This window comes from Undibacterium sp. GW821-FHT07F11, assembly GCF_059418665.1.
In genome coordinates, this window is the sequence record NZ_JBWKQH010000004.1 from 545,762 (window position 1) to 562,091 (window position 16,330).

At 51.5% G+C, this 16,330-nt stretch carries 12 protein-coding genes, 5 tRNA genes and 1 pseudogene; 10 read left to right on the forward strand and 8 right to left on the reverse strand.

The window, feature by feature from the left end; translation table 11 throughout:
• The first annotated feature begins 227 nt into the window (after nt 1-227).
• From AC07OI_RS13015 to AC07OI_RS13035, 5 genes are all read left to right on the forward strand, one after another.
• Nucleotides 228-312, forward strand: a tRNA-Leu gene (locus AC07OI_RS13015).
• A gap of 7 nt (nt 313-319) precedes the next feature.
• Nucleotides 320-394: transfer RNA gene (locus tag AC07OI_RS13020), tRNA-Gln, on the forward strand.
• A 21-nt stretch (nt 395-415) separates the two neighbouring features.
• A tRNA-Pro gene (locus tag AC07OI_RS13025) sits at nt 416-492 on the forward strand.
• Nucleotides 493-533: 41 nt separating this feature from the next.
• Nucleotides 534-617, forward strand: a tRNA-Leu gene (locus AC07OI_RS13030).
• Nucleotides 618-746: 129 nt separating this feature from the next.
• Nucleotides 747-831, forward strand: a tRNA-OTHER gene (locus AC07OI_RS13035).
• A 201-nt stretch (nt 832-1,032) separates the two neighbouring features.
• On the opposite strand, the gene AC07OI_RS13040 is transcribed toward AC07OI_RS13035, so the two are convergent.
• Nucleotides 1,033-1,680, reverse strand: a complete 648-nt coding sequence (locus tag AC07OI_RS13040) for a hypothetical protein (RefSeq protein ID WP_492701535.1) — start codon at nt 1,678-1,680, stop codon at nt 1,033-1,035.
• Between the two features lie 430 nt (nt 1,681-2,110).
• Nucleotides 2,111-2,557 (reverse strand): annotated as a pseudogene (locus AC07OI_RS13045) (DNA cytosine methyltransferase); the annotation flags it as partial.
• A gap of 356 nt (nt 2,558-2,913) precedes the next feature.
• On the opposite strand from AC07OI_RS13045, the gene AC07OI_RS13050 reads away from it, so the two are divergent.
• Nucleotides 2,914-4,974 carry a hypothetical protein gene (locus AC07OI_RS13050; RefSeq protein WP_495257528.1) on the forward strand — a complete coding sequence of 687 codons (2,061 nt, stop codon included), beginning with the start codon at nt 2,914-2,916 and terminating at the stop codon, nt 4,972-4,974.
• A 267-nt stretch (nt 4,975-5,241) separates the two neighbouring features.
• Here the strand turns inward: AC07OI_RS13050 and AC07OI_RS13055 are convergent, their stop codons facing one another.
• The 4 genes from AC07OI_RS13055 to bufA2 all read right to left on the reverse strand — a co-directional run bounded on the left by AC07OI_RS13055 (nt 5,242) and on the right by bufA2 (nt 9,198).
• A complete protein-coding gene (locus AC07OI_RS13055) occupies nt 5,242-6,858 on the reverse strand; it encodes a hypothetical protein (protein ID WP_495257529.1) in 1,617 nt (538 codons plus the stop codon).
• Nucleotides 6,859-7,228: 370 nt separating this feature from the next.
• Complete coding sequence (locus AC07OI_RS13060) at nt 7,229-8,002, reverse strand: HvfC/BufC family peptide modification chaperone (protein WP_495257530.1); 774 nt, start codon at nt 8,000-8,002, stop codon at nt 7,229-7,231.
• 8 nt (nt 8,003-8,010) lie between these two features.
• Nucleotides 8,011-8,853, reverse strand: a complete 843-nt coding sequence (gene bufB / locus AC07OI_RS13065) for an MNIO family bufferin maturase (RefSeq protein ID WP_495257531.1) — start codon at nt 8,851-8,853, stop codon at nt 8,011-8,013.
• A gap of 75 nt (nt 8,854-8,928) precedes the next feature.
• On the reverse strand, nt 8,929-9,198 hold the full coding sequence (bufA2, locus tag AC07OI_RS13070) for a BufA2 family periplasmic bufferin-type metallophore (RefSeq protein WP_492701525.1): 270 nt from the start codon (nt 9,196-9,198) through the stop codon (nt 8,929-8,931).
• Nucleotides 9,199-9,673: 475 nt separating this feature from the next.
• Between bufA2 and AC07OI_RS13075 the strand changes: the two genes are divergently transcribed.
• Together AC07OI_RS13075 and AC07OI_RS13080 are read left to right on the forward strand one after the other, a co-directional pair.
• Nucleotides 9,674-10,417, forward strand: coding sequence for a ubiquinone/menaquinone biosynthesis methyltransferase (locus AC07OI_RS13075; RefSeq protein WP_495257532.1), 744 nt, complete (start codon nt 9,674-9,676; stop codon nt 10,415-10,417).
• Nucleotides 10,418-10,821: 404 nt separating this feature from the next.
• The gene (locus AC07OI_RS13080) at nt 10,822-11,250 is read left to right on the forward strand and encodes a hypothetical protein (RefSeq protein WP_495257533.1); all 429 of its coding nucleotides are present in this window, start codon (nt 10,822-10,824) and stop codon (nt 11,248-11,250) included.
• A 221-nt stretch (nt 11,251-11,471) separates the two neighbouring features.
• Here the strand turns inward: AC07OI_RS13080 and AC07OI_RS13085 are convergent, their stop codons facing one another.
• Nucleotides 11,472-12,416, reverse strand: coding sequence for a LysR substrate-binding domain-containing protein (locus AC07OI_RS13085; protein WP_495257534.1), 945 nt, complete (start codon nt 12,414-12,416; stop codon nt 11,472-11,474).
• Between the two features lie 162 nt (nt 12,417-12,578).
• Between AC07OI_RS13085 and AC07OI_RS13090 the strand changes: the two genes are divergently transcribed.
• Nucleotides 12,579-13,787 carry a YbfB/YjiJ family MFS transporter gene (locus AC07OI_RS13090; protein ID WP_495257535.1) on the forward strand — a complete coding sequence of 403 codons (1,209 nt, stop codon included), beginning with the start codon at nt 12,579-12,581 and terminating at the stop codon, nt 13,785-13,787.
• Between the two features lie 285 nt (nt 13,788-14,072).
• A complete protein-coding gene (locus AC07OI_RS13095; protein ID WP_495257536.1) occupies nt 14,073-14,675 on the forward strand; it encodes a hypothetical protein in 603 nt (200 codons plus the stop codon).
• A gap of 314 nt (nt 14,676-14,989) precedes the next feature.
• Here AC07OI_RS13095 and AC07OI_RS13100 read toward each other — a convergent pair whose 3' ends face one another.
• Entirely contained in the window at nt 14,990-16,291 is a 1,302-nt protein-coding gene (locus tag AC07OI_RS13100) for a dicarboxylate/amino acid:cation symporter (RefSeq protein ID WP_495257537.1), read from the reverse strand.
• Between the last annotated feature and the right edge of the window lie 39 nt (nt 16,292-16,330).

Below are 16,330 nucleotides of genomic sequence, written 5' to 3' on the forward strand. Positions count from 1 at the left end.
AGGTCCCGTGAGTTCGAGTCTCACCGTTTCCGCCAGTTGGTAAGCACATCAACATGTGCACTTCTGTAGGGTGCGTTACAACGCACCGTTTTGCCCGGGCGTAGATAGTTGGTGCGAAAAAAAGTAATAAAAACCGGCGCACAAAAATGCAAGGTTTTGTTTTGATAGCCGAAGGTGGTGCGTTGCAACGCACCCTACAGAAGGCAAGTAGTGAACAATGAATTAATGCGCGTGTGGTGGAATTGGGATACATGCTGGTCTTAGAAACCAGTGCCGAAAGGATTGAGGGTTCAAGTCCCTCCGCGCGCACCAGTTAAATAGGGGATTAGCCAAGAGGCCAGGCACCGGAATTTGAGTCCGGCACACCAAGGTTCGAATCCTTGATTCCCTGCCAGTTTGAGTAGTGAAAGTTTTTCGGAGTGTGGCGCAGCCTGGTAGCGCTACTGCCCTGGGAGCAGAAGGTCCGAGGTTCAAATCCTCGCACTCCGACCAGTTTGAATCGCGCATTTTTTTGCTGCGTGATGTCAGTTAATGCGCGTGTGGTGGAATGGTATACACGCTGGTCTTAAAAACCGGCACCTCTTGGCATGTGGGTTCGAGTCCCACCACGCGCACCACGATTGCCATCGATATCACCGCCGTCAGGCCAGACTTGATCTGGCATCCAGCGTCGTCTTGCGAATAACAACGCCATATGCGCGCATGATGGAATTCTCATTCGCAGTGCAGGTAACAACAAAAAATTTGAAAGCGTGGCAGAGTGGATCAATGCACCTGTCTACATACAGCGATTGCTGTCGGGGGCCGTGAGTTCGAATCTCACCGTTTTCAGTTTGTTTGAGCTGGTAATTTGTATGTGGCAGGTGGTGTCAATATAGGTGTATCCAATAGGCACAGCTTGGATTGTTGTAAGGCTGCGCAATACTTTGCACAGATTTGCAAATGAATTTGCATTTTTCAAAAATTGAAAAAGTCCGCATGTTAGCGGACTTTTTGGTCAGACAGCATAGAAAAAATAAGGAAGTTTCTAATTTAAAAGAAAATCATTTTCTGTATTTTTTCAAGAAAACCGCCTAAGAATACGATTACCGTAACGACTACTGTAAAGGCAACTACAACGGGCTGTCGTTCCCATTTCTCTTTTAAGAGAGTATAAAAAGTTGGCCTGCTTTCAATTAATTTTGCATTGAATATTTCGATTTCTGCTTTTGACCTATTCCAAACACTTTGGAATGCGCTATCAAGAGACTTGTAGTCGAGCAAGCCTTTATTGGACATTGCAGCAGCGACGTCACCTGCATTTGATATAAGAATTCCTTGCACTTTATCCTTCTCTTGTGAGATGCGATTTAAAAGTGTAGTGGCAGTATTGGACAAATATGTTTCATCATATTTGTCTAAATCAGAAGAAATTGCACGCTTGTAGTCTTCCAATGCTCCTGCACTGTATTTCTCAACGTAATCAGCGCAAATTCTTAACACTCCAAGAATGTACATGCTGGAATGGAACGTTCCCCGACTAATCATGTCGCCGCGGTGCTCTTTTAAAAGGTCATGCAACAGAGTAGTTTCGGAAACTGATCTTGAATCAAGCAGTACTGCTAATTGCTCCGTCATATTTTTGCCTTTAGCTTGGCTAAATGACTCAAGTTTTTTTACTGCTGCAATTTGGTGTGCCATGTTGGCTCCTTTAATCAAAAAAGATTTTTGTATAAAATTTATTTGACAAGAACCAGCTCATGCCCGAGACTGTTAGATTCCAAGCTAAAGTACCTGCACAAGTGGGTTCTTTGTTTTCCGGGACAAGTGACTTGTCCCGGAAAACTGTCAAGCGAAAGCAATACGAGTAGTTTTATATTGCAATCTCATAGCGCTCTATATTTCCTCCAGTGCTACTGACGCACATTGTAATGCTGTACTTCTGCATATATCCACATACAATGAAAACAGATAGTTGAAAATTGTACATAACTGTATATACACTCAGCTGAATTTCTCCTATGAGAACAGTATTAAAATTAATAAAAAATCCAATGTTAACTATTGTTAAGTGAATCAAATGTACAACAATAAATCTCGTATGTGCTTGTAGATACTGATTGCATTTGATCTATTTCAGTCTGTTTGCAATCCATTCCGCGACTTGCGGGACAACGGCGTTTCCGGCAGCATGAGTTTCCGCAAAGTGGGCCTCATCTAGTCCCCGGCAAATCCCATTATTTTCAACCTCTCCGATCCGATCAACCATCTTATGCCTGTGCTCTTCGGCAAAGATGAGGCCCGAACCACTGATATTGATTTGTGAGGTTGCGCTTCCTGATAGAAGGGTAGGATAAGCCCATCCATCGATTTCTGCGGGGTAGTCTGCCGGGCTCGTCGAGCCAGAAAAAGCTCCCACTGCTGCGGCGTCAGCCAGCAGCCCAATTGGGGGATACTGTCCAAGACCTGCGACCAGAAAAACGCGACGGCGGCGCGTGGGGACTCCGAAATACTGAGCATTAAGCACTCGCCAGTATCCCACATACGCGCAGTCGGCAAGGGATTCAACGACTGTCTGGAAGTCTCTGCCAACTTTACTTTAAGGCGACGCGAAACTTTGAACTAGTTTACGCGTACATTTGAATCTCTTTACCTAGCACAAATTATTATTGGTCCGCTTTCGTATTTGGAGCGAAGGCTATGTCCCATCTCCTCGTTTGAATACAGTTGCCATGATGGCTTGTCACTCTATTATTAATATTGTGATACCATCCTTGCAATTAATTTCCCATATGAAATTTTAATTGCCTGGCAAATCATATTTCATCAGGATCAAATGCTCTATGCGAGCTTGTCCAGATTGTCTGCAAAGGGTTTCCTTTTCATGCGGTTCTGAGGTCGCTTGCATGATGTGCAAACTCATAAAGGTCATCCATGACGAAATTCACGCACTTACGTACTCCCTTGCTTGGCCTGATGACGGCAGCCATATTAGCTGCCTGTGGTGGTGGCAGTAATGTGGCAACTTCCAATCCCGTTGATGGCGGTAATAGTGGTAACAATGGCAGTGGCAACACTGGTACTGTAAGTACCGGCAGCATCGCCCTGTTTGCTGGTAATGTCGGTGGCTCTGGCAATGCCGACGGTGCTGGTGCCTATGCACGCTTTAACGTCTTGAGCGGTATTGCTGTTGATGGCAGCGGTAATGTGTATGTCGGCGACTACGGGCGCGTGCGTAAAATCACCCAGGCTGGCGTGGTCACGACCTTTGCGGGTGGAACATCTGCAGGCGGCACCGGCAGCAGTGGAAGGTTGTTTAAATTCGACCATATGGTGACAGATGCTGCTGGTAATATCTATGTCCTTGATTACGGCTGCAAGATACTTAAGCTGACACCTGCTGCTGTCTCGTCAACCCTGGCTGGCAATGCATGTGATTCCCCCGTTGACGGCCCTGGCAATACTGCCAGGTTCAACATGCTGAATGGTCTGGCGATTGACAAGGCGGGTAAATTATATGTGTCTGATGAGCAGACCGTACGCAAGGTCACACCGGCAGGCGTGGTGACGACTATGGCCGGGCAGTTCAGGGTGGCGGGTTCTGAGGATGGGGCAGGTGCAAATGCGCGCTTTTATTGGCCAGGTGATCTGGCGGTAGATGATGCAGGCAATGTTTATGTGCCGGACAAATACAACCACGTGATACGCAAGATCACCGCTGCAGGCGTGGTTAGCACCATTGCCGGTCGCGCTGGTGAAACAGGCAGCCTTGACGGGGCAGGGGCAGCAGCCCGTTTCCAGGAACCACGCGCAGTGGCATTGGATGCGGCAGGCAATCTGTATGTAGCAGATTCGCTCAACAGCTTAATACGAAAAATCACACCTGCCGGTGTGGTCAGTACAATTGCAGGTGTTGCCGGGCTGACGGGCCCAGAAGATGGTACAGGTTCATCAGCACGTTTTGATACGCCTGAATCCATAGCCAGCGACAGCGCCGGTAACCTGTATGTGGCAGATACGAAAAATTTCAAAGTGCGCAAAATCAGCGCTGCAGGTGTCGTCACGACACTGGCCGGTTCGAGTATTGTCTGGGGTATGGCTGATGGTAACGGCGCAGTGGCCAACTTCAATGCACCAGCTAATCTGACTGCAGACAGCAGCGGTAATCTGCTCCTCTCAGATGGCATTGCCTTGCGCAAGATCAGCGCTGCAGGCATGGTCACGACTGTGGTCAACAGCACGGCAAAATTCAACCAGATCCATGGTTTGACGATAGATGCCAGCGGCAATGTCTATGTTGCAGACACGATAGGCACGGTCAGCCAGATCAGCCCCGCAGGCGTCATCACGCAACTGGCTGGTACGGTCGACCGGTATGGCCTGGTCAATGGAACAGGCAGTAATGTCAGGTTCAATTCACCGAATGGTATAGTCACCACCAGCAATGGCGATATGCTGATTGCCGACATCGCCAATAAAACCATACGCAAGATGACGATAGCCGGCCTGGTCGATACATTTGCCAGCGTCCCCTTGGGACAGGCAGTTTACTTCAGCAATCCTGCGTCGGTACGTTTGACGCCGTTGGTATCTAACGGCATGGTGGTGGATGGCAGTGGCAATCTCTATGTGGCAGATGGTGGCAATCATGTGATTTTCAAAATTTCCAGCGAAGGTGTCAGCAGCATTTTTGCAGGTGCCAGCGGCCAGGCAGGCAGTGCTGACGGCAGTGGCGCGGCAGCCCGCTTCAACCGTCCGCAAGGCCTGAGTATTGATACCAAAGGCAATCTTTACGTCGCTGATACGGACAATCATACCGTACGTAAAATCACGCCAGCAGGCCTGGTCAGCACATTGATAGGGGTAGCCGGTCAGGAAGGCTTCACCCCCGGGACACTGCCAGGTGCCTTGTCCAAACCCCAGTCTGTGGTTTTTAGCGGTGATGCTTTGTATGTCACGACTTACCACGGTGTCGTGGTGGCACGTAATTTCTAAAATGCTCAGGCATCCTGAAGAGTGCTGCAATCAGGCGCAGGCATTCCACTTTGCGGTGACTTTGGTCAATGAATAAATGGATAATCGCAGGGCGCATTGCAATGAGCCCTGCATTACTGCAATGATAGTAGTGAGATGATGATCGTGCGGTATATGGAATCGTCACGCAAGGTGATGCTAGCTGGTACGCCAGAGCGCTGATGCTGCATCATCTGTATGACGCAGCATTTGGTAATGTCGGTGAATCCAGCTTATCAAGTCAGCCAGTCAATTCAAATGGAAAGAATCAAAAAATGCCGCTATCTTGGGTGAATTTGCTTCGTCCTTAGGGGCGCCGGCTTCGATGATGTAGACGGTTTTTCCGACCAGGAAATAATCCACGCGCTTGACACCGCCCTTGGCAGACAGCATCAGGCTGCGGCCGGTGTTGCCTTCTACCCGTATGGTTTTTTCGTCGGTGATATTGATCTTGCCCTGGCTGACGATACTCTCCCTGAGCGTGTCGAGGAAGTATGTCGCATCAGCAGGTCGCACAGCCAGGTCGAAAGAGGTAATCCCATACTGCATCTTGCCAGCGCGCAGCGAGTAACTGTGGTTGTTGAAAACACCTTCGGCTTTGGGGTTTGCCTGTTCTGTTGGCGTGCCCGGCATGCTGATGGTGTAGCGTTGATCAGGTGGTGAAAATTCGGCAACCGGGTCTTCTTTTGGGGGCTTGATAAACTTGCCCGACATCGCATACATGCAGGCGGTCAGCGCCAGGCTGACCAGGAAGATATTGCGCAGGTCATGGTTATCATCGGGAATGGCCTCGCGCGCGCCAAACAGGCCGACTTTATAGCCTTCTTCCTTGATCAGGGCAGTGGCTTTCATGTTGAAGACCACCATAAGGATGATGTTCACGATGGGGACAAAAGACAGCAGGAACATCAATGCTGTTTTGCCGCCAGACCAGCCCAGGCCGCCAGCAACGCGGAAGAAGCCAAAGATGCTCATGATGATGGTCATCACGCTCAGGCAGAAAATCGACATCAATTCTGCACGGCTGCCATAGTCAACATTCTTGGCCCAGGCTGCCAGCACAAAATAAGCCACAATGCCGAGGATGAGCAAGCGCTGGCCGCTGGCCAGGCGGCCTACTTCGTCACTGGCACCGTGGTGATGTTCAAACTGCACATTGCCTGCGGAGGAATTGTTGCCGCCGCTGCCGCCAACATCTCTGGTCCTGGCATTTGTGCTGCTGGCAGGTGTTGTGCTACCCGCCATGGCAGGAAACGAATTGATGTCCGTGCGGCTGAAGATCCAGTTATACACGGCACGGTTGATGGCAAACACGGAGGCTTTCGCCGTGATCGCAATCGAGACCAGCATGCTGTCGGTACGTATGCAGCAAATCAGCATATGGCTTTCTTCGTCGTCGCCTGGCTGCTTGCCTTTGTACTCTGCCACGATACCCTGGATGCGGTTACCCCAGTTTTCACCCTTGATGATGCTGGGCTTGGCCACCTGCTGCATGTGCGGCAGTTCCTTGTCCACAATGTGCAGGCGCATGCCCACCCATTTTTCTATGGATATATGGTCGCGTGCAAAGCCATTGGCTTCGAGCTTGGTGCCGGTTGCCGGGTCCAGCAAATGCAGTGAGCGGCTGTTCTTGACTTCTTTCCAGCTGCCTGGCGCATAAAATTCCAGGTTCAGATTGGCATTGCGAAATGCTTTGGGATTCAGATTGGAAATGTCATGCCCCGTCAGTTCGCGCTGGCTGGATGGCGTGGCGACTGGCTCTGGTTTTTTTGCGGCGGGTTTATCCCAGTCTTCCAGACTCAGGGTGCCGGTGGCAGATGGACTTGGCCGACTTTGCGGCTTGGGGGCGAAAGGGTCAAATTCCATGTGGTTTATTTTTTAGTCGGTGGAATGGCACGCGTTTCGCCAAAATCAAAGCGTGGATTAAAACATTGGCCTTCTGTTTGTGTCAAATTGTTTCAGTGCTTTACAAGTCGATATAATTGCCATGCGGGAATGTTGGGCGAGGGTAGACGTTTACCCCAGACTTGTTGACAGCGATGATGGAAAGCACGCAGACTCAGGACCTAATATATTGAGCAGCTTATGTATGTCGCTTATGTGCGTCGTGTATGGTGATGGTGAGCTAATGTGTGAGCAGCAATGTTATGCGGCGCATTGCAATGCGCCTTACGTCACGGCAATATTGGCGATGGGGATGTACCGAATTTTACGCCGCACGTGGTCATGCTGATGGCTAAGCCTCTGTCGCTTCCACCAGCATTTCATCCACCACCCAGGTCTGCAACCAGCCACCTATTTCACTGGCAATCTCTGGATTATTTTCTGCCGCCTGTTCACACACATCGGCAAAGCGCATGCCTGTTCCCAATTGCTGCAAGGCCTGGGCTTCTTCTGTGCCCAATGACCTGAAATGCGCCTGCAACTGCTTGCGCCAGACTATCCACGTGGTCGCTTGCTCTGTGCACTCTGGCGCAGGCGGTGTGCTGTCTTCATTCAGGGCCAGCCAGATCGCCACACTGTTCCATTGCATGGGGATGAATTGCAGCGAGCTGCTGGTGCGCAAACCCACGGTCTCCCAATCGCTGACTGTTGCCAGATCAGGCAGGGTCAGGATAGCGTGATCAGGCGCATCAAAGGACAGGCCCAGCGCCCATTCAAATTGCGCCAGTTCAGCGACTTGTGGGTGTTCGGCAAACTGCGTGCGTAACTGCTGTGCAAATGCATCACCAAACCAGCGCAGGTTGCGATAGTGAGAGGGATGGGCTTTTATGTACTGTGCACAGGCCTGATAAAATAATTCGTCACCCAGATACGCATGGGTCTTGCTGTAAGCCTCAGACAATGCATCGCGCAGGCGCAGGCGATAAGCCTGGTAATAAATATCCAGCCGGGCATCACGCCCCAGGCCGGGTGTTTCGACCAGGTGTCTGTGCATGCTGCCCGCATCGCGCTGGCCTAAAATAAATTGCTGGAAATCTGATTGCAGGGTCTGGGTCGCGTTCATCATTGTCACCTTTATGCCGCAATGGCTGGTGAAAGTATGTCGGCACAAATACGGCGTGCCTGATTGAGTTCAGCCACCAGCTCTGCCAGCGGCGGGATATTGTCATCACGCTCTATCATGCTGGGCACTGCACCAAAGCGGCGTATCGCCTGCGCATACAAGGCCCATACCGGGTCGGCGATGGGCTGGTCATGGGTATCGACAATATGCGTGCCGTGATCACTATGCCCGGCCAGGTGAATTTGCTGGACCCGGTCAAGGGGGATGCCGCGCAAATATGCCATCGCGTCAAAACCATGGTTGATGCTACTGACGTAGATATTATTCACATCCAGCAAAATCATGCTGTCAGCCTGTTCGGCAATGGCGGCGACAAATTCCCATTCGGGCATGCTGTCGCTGCTGTATTGCAGATAGCTCGATACATTTTCCAGCACCAGCCTGCGTCCCAGCACATCCTGCACACGACGCACATTGCTGGCGACCAGCCTGATCGTTTCTTCGTTATATGGCAGCGGGAACAGGTCATGCATATTCTTGCCATGCACACCCGTCCAGCAGATATGGTCAGACACCCACATAGGCGCAACCCTGTCGATGAGCTTTTTCAAGTCACGCAGGTAGTCATCCGTCGGGCCTTCTGGCGTGCCTATCGACATCGAAACGCCGTGCATGACCACGGGGTAATCAGCGCGTATGGCATCGAGCATCGCCAGTGGTTTGCCACCGGGCACCATATAGTTTTCAGACAAGATCTCGAACCAGTCCACAGCCGGTTTATCGGCCAGTATGGACAGATAATGGTCGGTACGCAAACCCAGGCCAAAGCTGGAAGAGGTGAGGGGATTTGTCATGATGAATGCATGTAGAGTGAAAACAGAAAATGCGCCAGTTCCATAGAACCAGCGCATTTCATCAATCAATAAGGATTATTTATCCAGATCAATGATCTTGCCGCCTTTGGCCAGGCACTGACCAGCAGCTACCGCTACAAAGCCATGGCCTTTGCAAGAATTTTGGCCTTTGCATGCGTTTTCTGCTGTTTTGCAGTCGCTAGTACCTTTGCAACTGTTGATGCCAGAACAATGTACCTTGTCACCAGCGCTGATCGTGCTTGTGCCAGCAACAGCAAAGCCAGACAAAGCCAGAGTAGCGGCAGCAGCAGCGATCAGGGCACCAGTTTGGATAGATTTTTTCATGATGTGTTCTCCGTAAAATATAAAATAAGTGAAGGTAATTAATTACTATTTAAGTGCTATTGAAAGTCAAACCAAGTTCTTTGCCTGCCTTATCGTCAGCATCAACAAGCAGAACTTAAGCATCAGTCGGACGGATTTCAGATTACTTACACTTCTTTTTAAAATATTTTAAAAAAATTTTTGGAGAGGCAAAACCAGGAGATGTGGGGATACCCTGCGCACCAATAAGATGCCGTATATCAATATTGATAAACTAGCGGGTCAGTGTGCACGGAACTGCATATCGAAGCCATAACCGTAGGGCGCATTGCAATGCGCCGAATGTACACGTCGCGCGCGGCACAGTAGTTTTCCTCGGGATGTGGTGCTTTCATACGGCGCATTACAATGCGCCCTACATCACGGGGATGATGAAAACGGATGCTGGTTTGCGTGATACGCTACACTCACGATTTATTTAATTCTTGCCGTAAGCATGTCTGAGCACATACCCACACGACAATCCGACAATGCCGCAGAATTCGTCGCCACAAGTGACGATGTCTTTGGCCGCATTGCCAGCCGCTATGACAGGCTGTGTGACCTGTTCAGCTTTGGCATACACCGTACCTGGAAGCGCCGCGTCGCCGACATCATTGCGCAGGAAGAATGGCAAACCCTGCTCGATGGCGCAACCGGCACAGGTGACATCATGTTGCGCGTGCTGGCAAAACAGCTACCCGCCAGCCGCCACATCATCGCCTCTGACATCAGCCCGCAAATGCTGGCGATTGCGCAAGGCAAGCTGGGCCAGCATAGAGAGCAAGTGCGGCTGTGTCAGCTGGATATGCACAGCATGCCTGATATTGCCAGCGGCAGTGTCGATGCTTATTCGATTTCACTGGGCCTCAAAATCTGCCAGCGCCACCTGGCCTTGCAAGAAGCCCTGCGCGTCCTGCGCCCTGGTGGTCGCCTGATCATATTAGAAGCTTCCAACATCCGCCCCGCATGGCTGCATAGTGCCTACCTGACCTACATGTCCATCTGCACCCCCGTCATCGCATGGATAGCCACCGGCGGCGATGCCTCGGCTTACAAATATCTGCTGCAAGGCGTACGCGAATTCCCAGGCGCAGAACAACTCGCTGCGGAGATGCAGGACATGGGCTTTAGCGATATCCAGTTTGAAAGACTGTCGCTGGGGATAGTGGCAGTGCATACGGCGCGGAAGCCGGGGTGACGAGCGGAGCCAGGGCAGGTACGATTAGATTCGCGTAATCGTACGCATGTTGAGCTTTGAAATTACAAAAATATATAGAACAGCCATGCCACAATCTGCCGGAAGAACAAAAATTTTACTCATGCAATTTCCCATGAAAATCAGCTTTGAAAATAGCAGGATTTTGCTGACATGCGTACGATTACGCTGCGCTAATCGTACCTACGATACTGAAGAAGACAGATATGTCGGTGACAAATCAGGGACGTCAATGTAACAAGCTTGGCGTAAGCACATAGAGGCATGACTCACTCAAGCATTGCCGTGACATAGGGCGCATTGCAATGCGCCGCATGCATACGTTGTGCACGGCGCATAAGCCGGGGTAGCGGGTGCAACAATACTAAAAATAGAAAGCTAACGGCATGCTCAAAATCAGTAAAGTCAATCTGACCGCCTCGGTAATTGCACTGATATTGCTCGTCGCCATAGTAACGGCTTGCGTTGGCTTGATGTCGGCGGAAGCAAATATTTTGCCCACACTAGTCGGGGCGAACTCGATTGCTTTTGTATTCGCTATTGCGGCATGGAATGGTGTCTTCGATCAGAAAAATAAAGATACGCTTCCCTGGTCAGGGTGGCTATTCCTTTTCTTTATCGGTGGAGCGATGAGCCTGTTGTTGATGACGATAGACTGCGGCGGCCATCTGCCTACATTTCATCCCGCATTTGCATGCGCTGGCAATCCCGGTATCTCATTTGTATTTACTCTGGGGGCGCTAGGTATTACGGTGATCGCATTACCAACCGCGCTACGCGCATTCATCATTGAGAAATTTGATGGCAAGTCTTGAAGGGCAAGCTTGCCAAAGCTTGGCTGCTGGAGCTGCTCCTGCGATTAGCAAATGCCGTGACGTAGGGCGTATCGCAATGCACCGCTGTGCGCGTCGTACACGGCACAGATATTCTTCCCCGGTATGCGGTGATCTCATACGACGCATTATAATGCGCCCTACATCACGGCGATGATGCAATTCAGTGTGGAGCAACGCGCTCAGTTTGTTTACTTGTTGTCTCAGGTGTTCGCCAGACTTTCAGATGCCTGATCCGTTTGCCTCGCCTCCGCAATAATCCAGTCCCTGAACACCTGAACTTCGGCGCGTGGCGAAGATGATTCGTCGATGAGCCAGTAGGCATAGTCGCTATTGCCCAGGCGGGTGTCATCCATTGCCACCAGGCGGCCATCCTTTAGCATGGGTTGTATCAGCGCGGCGCGGCCCAGGGCGATGCCGTGGCCTTCCAGTGCGGCGTGGATGACCTGGTCGTACTGGTTGAGGTGCAGGTAGGCCTTGGGTTTTGCGTCTGGCCTGATGCTGAGCAGGCCGGTGGCGGTCAGCCAGTCTGACCAGCGCAGCCAGGGCAGGGCGCGCTCATCAAGTTCCAGCAAGACTTCATTCAGCAAGGCCTGCGGATGGGCAAACGCGCGGGCGGCGATTTTTGGGCAGGCCACGGGCATGACCTTTTCACCGAAGAGCCTGATCGCATGCACTGGCACATCTGCTGCGCGGGCATAGCGTATTGCCAGGTCCAGGCCTTCTTTCTTCAAATCCAGCGTGCGGTTGTTGGCGGAGACACGCACGTCGATATTCGGATGCGCTTCCTGGAACGCGCCCAGCCTTGGCAATATCCACAAACCTGTGACGCTGATGGACGCAGTCATGGTCACCGCCTGCAACTGCCCCTGTTGTTGCAGGGACATGCTGTAGGCAGCCAGCTTGTCCAGCCAGGGCGAGGCCAGTTGCAGCAGTTGCTCGCCCGCCGGGGTCAGGGCGATGGCGCGGTGTTTGCGTATCAACAGCTTGCTGCCCAGATGTTCTTCCAGGCTTTGTATCTGGCGGCTGACGGCAGATTGCGTCAGGCACAGGTCTTCCGCCGCCATGGTAATGCTCATGCGCCGGGCAACGGCGACAAAACCACGGATGGCGTCCAGCGGCGGCAAGTGAAGTAAGGGGTTACTCATGATACTCATGAATATAGTTCATGCAAGACATGCACAAATTACGTTTGTACATCACTCTTCTACCTATAAAATGGACAGCATGATGTTTGATGAGATGCATTCTATCGCATGAGCATAAAACATGTTGGCTGCCGGGGCAGCCCCAATTTTGAGGTGCAGGTAATGCCAGGAATGTTCAGTCAGTTTCCACAACAACGCCCCGTCCTGACCGCTCTGGCATTGTCGCTGGGGGCGGCAATTGCATTGGGCCTGTCGCGCTTTTCTTACGGCCTGCTGCTGCCACCCATGCGCACCGACCTGGGCTGGTCTTATCTGCTGGCAGGGGTGATGAATACCGGCAACGCCCTCGGCTATTTTCTGGGTGCGCTGATCACGCCCATGCTGATGCGGCGCTATCGTGCGCACAGCCTGCTGACTGGTGGAGCTGTGCTGACGGGTATATTCATGCTGGTGTCGGGCATGGTCACTGCAACCGGGTTTTTGCTGTTGCAACGCATATTGGCGGGCGTGTCGAGTGCATTGATTTTTATCGCGGGCGGTGTATTGATTTCGCGCCTGGGTGGCCTGCATGCAGCGCGCGCAGGTTTGTTGATCGGCCTGTATTACGGTGGCACGGGTTTCGGCATTACCCTGTCTGCCTTGCTGGTTCCTTCGACATTGGCGGCTGCGCAGACGCAGCACATTGAGCATGCATGGCAATGGCCGTGGCTGGCGATGGGCGCAGTCTGCCTGCTGGCGACCATTGTCATGAGCCTGCCAGTCAGGACGATACAGGATTTACCAGGACAGGCGGGTGCCACAAGCGCGTTCAGCATCAAGGCGTTTGGCTTTGGTCTGGCGGGCTATTTCATGTTTGGCGCAGGCTACATAGGCTATATGACCTTCGTGGTCGCCCTGTTGAAAGAACAGGGCATGCCAGCGCCAGCCATAACCGGCTTTTATTCCTTGCTTGGGCTGGCGGTGCTGGCCTCGTCGCGCATCTGGGCAGGCATGCTGGACCGTTATAAGGGTGGGCAGTCACTCGCTATTCTGACTTCGCTGGCGGGTCTGGCGGCATTGCTGCCCGCACTGAGTAGCAATGTCTTCGCCGTGTTTGCATCCGGCATTTTGTTTGGCGCAGTGTTTTTGTCAGCAGTGGCATCCACCACCGCGCTGGTGCGGCATAACGCCAGGCCTGAGGCATGGTCTGCAGGCATCAGCGCCTTCACCACCGTGTTTGCATTGGGCCAGATCGTCGGCCCCACCATCGTAGGCTGGATCGCCGACGGCACTGGCGGGCTGGAACGCGGCCTGATATTTTCTGGCCTGACGCTGTTTGTCGGCGGCATCCTCGCATGGCAGCAAAAGCCTGTGCAAAGTATGGATGCATGATCATGGATGTGACGGCGATGCTTGCAAAGGGATTGCGCAGGGCGCGTTGCAATGCGCCGCATGTGTGTGTTGCGAACGGTGCAGATTTTATACAGTGATGCAATGATGCAATGAAATAAGCATTGCAAAATTTCTTATCAAGGCCAAGCTTCTAAAAAGCCACCAAGTCGCTTACCATATCCAAAATATGCATTCAACATTACTTAGATATAATCTCATTGAAGTGTTCACACCACGTAGAACTCCACATAGACAACCGCTATCACTCACTAACAAGGCTGATCAATGAAAGCACCAGGACTGCAAGCCCTACCCCACTTTCTGATAATGCTGATGCTGGCCTTGCTTGCACCGGCAACGTTGGCAACAACGGCAGCAACCGAGACGGCGGCGATTTTTAAAGACAAGCCCTACAGCCTTGATTTGAGCGAGATCGAAGCACTGGACCCCCAGCCTCTGGAAATTTCTGAATTCTCCCCTGAACCTAATCAGGTACAGGGAATAAAAATTGTGTCAAAGGGGCGCATATTCCCTTTCACCTATGAAGTAATCACCTTACCACCACCAGTAGATGGCGACAGCGCAGAGTTATTAAAAACGATCAAGAGTGCTCTTGATACGCACGAAGACATTATTTTGTCGACACTGCAACACAGCAAATTCCTGGGCAATTTCCTGCATTATTTCCATCAGGTGTCAGTCAACGACAAGCCGCATCATGTGTCGTCAAACTATATCTTTGTCAACGGTAAAACGACTTATCACATCGTTGGCACAAGCTATGCCCCCATGATGATGCCGAGAGAAAAAGGTTGGGGACCACCTGCACCTGACAAAAATGCAGACAGTGAAGCGAGGCTTTTGTTGAGGGCGATGCGGTTTAAGTGAAGCCATGGCTTGTGAACGCTTGAATGATGAGTGAATACTTTTTAGCCTGTCGTGACGATTAGCGAAACCCGATCGCATGCATGATTATCTGTATGTATTGGTCGTACATGCATCACGCCATATCGTTGTATATCGTAGCCAGATTTGTAGCAAGTAGGGTGCGTTATAACGCACCAATTAGCGCACCGCATTTCAATTTCAGAAAGCACATACTATACGGCGCATCCATGGTGCGTTATAACGCACCCTACAAAAAAGGGATGGCACACTTTACGCGCGCCATCCCTGCAAGCACTACCAATCAAATCCTGGCCTTAACTATTCGCCACCCTCGCCAACACAGGTTCTTGCTCCTGATAAGCCTCATTCGCTGGTACACCACTGGCAACAGGCTCTTTGCCTTCTTCCCATTTCGCCACGACAGAGGTTGCAATGCTGTTACCCAGCACATTGGTCGCTGTCCTGCCCATGTCGAGGAACTGGTCTACGCCCATGATCAGCAAGAGGCCTGCTTCTGGCAGGTTGAACATGGGCAGCACTGCGGCCACCACCACCAGTGAAGCGCGGGAGACGCCTGCCATGCCTTTGCTTGACACCATCAGCACCAGCAAGATAGTGATTTGCTGCGACAGGCTCATCTCTATGCCATAGGCCTGGGCGATGAACATCACGGCAAAGGCCTGGTAGACCATGGAACCATCAAGATTGAAGGAATAACCCAGCGGCAGCACAAAGCCGGTGATCTTGCTGTTGACGCCGAATTTTTCCAGCTGCTCTATGGTCTTGGGATAAGACGCTTCACTGCTGGCGGTAGAAAACGCAATGATCATCGGTTCCTTGATCAGGCCGATCAGGCGGAATACATCGCGTCCCAAAAACAGGAAACCCACGCCAATCAAGATTACCCACAACACCGCCAGCGCCAGGAAGAAAGTACCCAGGAACTTGCCATACGTGACCAGTACTTCCAGACCCTGCACCGTAATTGCCGCAGCCACCGCAGCGAACACACCTATAGGTGCAAAGCGCATGACATAGTCAGTGATCTTCAACATGGTATTGGCGGTTTCTTCTATCGCGTTAACCAGCACGCGCGGGCCGTTGCCTTTGAGTGAAGACAGGGCAAAACCAAAGAAGATGGAGAACACCAGTATCTGCAAAATCTCGTTATTACCCATCGCCTCAAAGAAGCTGCGCGGGAATACGTGCGTCAAAAAATCCTTGAAGTTCAGTGATGAAGTCGCCAGCTTGGTGGTCGCATTCACATCAGGCAAAGTCAGTGCCAGCGAACGGCCAGGTTCAAAGATGTTAGAGAACAGCAAGCCTATCGCCAGCGAAATCAGCGATGCGCTGATGAACCAGGTCATGGCTTTCAAGCCCACCCGACCTATCGAACCAGAATCACTATGCGCCATGCCCGCCACCAGGGTAGTGAACACCAGCGGTGCGATAATCATCTTGATGAGACGTAAAAAGATGTCAGTGACGATGCTGAAGTAACCGGCAATGGTCTTGGCGTGTGCTGCATCTGCCGCATAGCGGTGGCAGATGTAGCCAGTGATCAGCCCCAGCACCATGCCGGTGATGATCCATGTGGTCAGTCTGTTTTTTTTCATTTGTCTCTCCTAAGGTTTTGTTTGATCAATTCTGTCGCG

What these genes read in the sequence shown, in the direction of transcription:
- AC07OI_RS13090 (WP_495257535.1), top strand. Translation starts at nt 12,579, where the DNA reads ATGCCAGGAATGTTCAGTCAGTTTCCACAACAACGCCCCGTCCTGACC.
- AC07OI_RS13050 (WP_495257528.1), top strand. Translation starts at nt 2,914, where the DNA reads ATGACGAAATTCACGCACTTACGTACTCCCTTGCTTGGCCTGATGACG.
- AC07OI_RS13085 (WP_495257534.1), bottom strand. Translation starts at nt 12,416, where the DNA reads ATGAGTAACCCCTTACTTCACTTGCCGCCGCTGGACGCCATCCGTGGT.
- bufB (WP_495257531.1), bottom strand. Translation starts at nt 8,853, where the DNA reads ATGACAAATCCCCTCACCTCTTCCAGCTTTGGCCTGGGTTTGCGTACC.
- AC07OI_RS13040 (WP_492701535.1), bottom strand. Translation starts at nt 1,680, where the DNA reads ATGGCACACCAAATTGCAGCAGTAAAAAAACTTGAGTCATTTAGCCAA.
- AC07OI_RS13055 (WP_495257529.1), bottom strand. Translation starts at nt 6,858, where the DNA reads ATGGAATTTGACCCTTTCGCCCCCAAGCCGCAAAGTCGGCCAAGTCCA.
- AC07OI_RS13075 (WP_495257532.1), top strand. Translation starts at nt 9,674, where the DNA reads ATGTCTGAGCACATACCCACACGACAATCCGACAATGCCGCAGAATTC.
- AC07OI_RS13060 (WP_495257530.1), bottom strand. Translation starts at nt 8,002, where the DNA reads ATGATGAACGCGACCCAGACCCTGCAATCAGATTTCCAGCAATTTATT.
- AC07OI_RS13095 (WP_495257536.1), top strand. Translation starts at nt 14,073, where the DNA reads ATGAAAGCACCAGGACTGCAAGCCCTACCCCACTTTCTGATAATGCTG.
- AC07OI_RS13080 (WP_495257533.1), top strand. Translation starts at nt 10,822, where the DNA reads ATGCTCAAAATCAGTAAAGTCAATCTGACCGCCTCGGTAATTGCACTG.
- AC07OI_RS13100 (WP_495257537.1), bottom strand. Translation starts at nt 16,291, where the DNA reads ATGAAAAAAAACAGACTGACCACATGGATCATCACCGGCATGGTGCTG.
- bufA2 (WP_492701525.1), bottom strand. Translation starts at nt 9,198, where the DNA reads ATGAAAAAATCTATCCAAACTGGTGCCCTGATCGCTGCTGCTGCCGCT.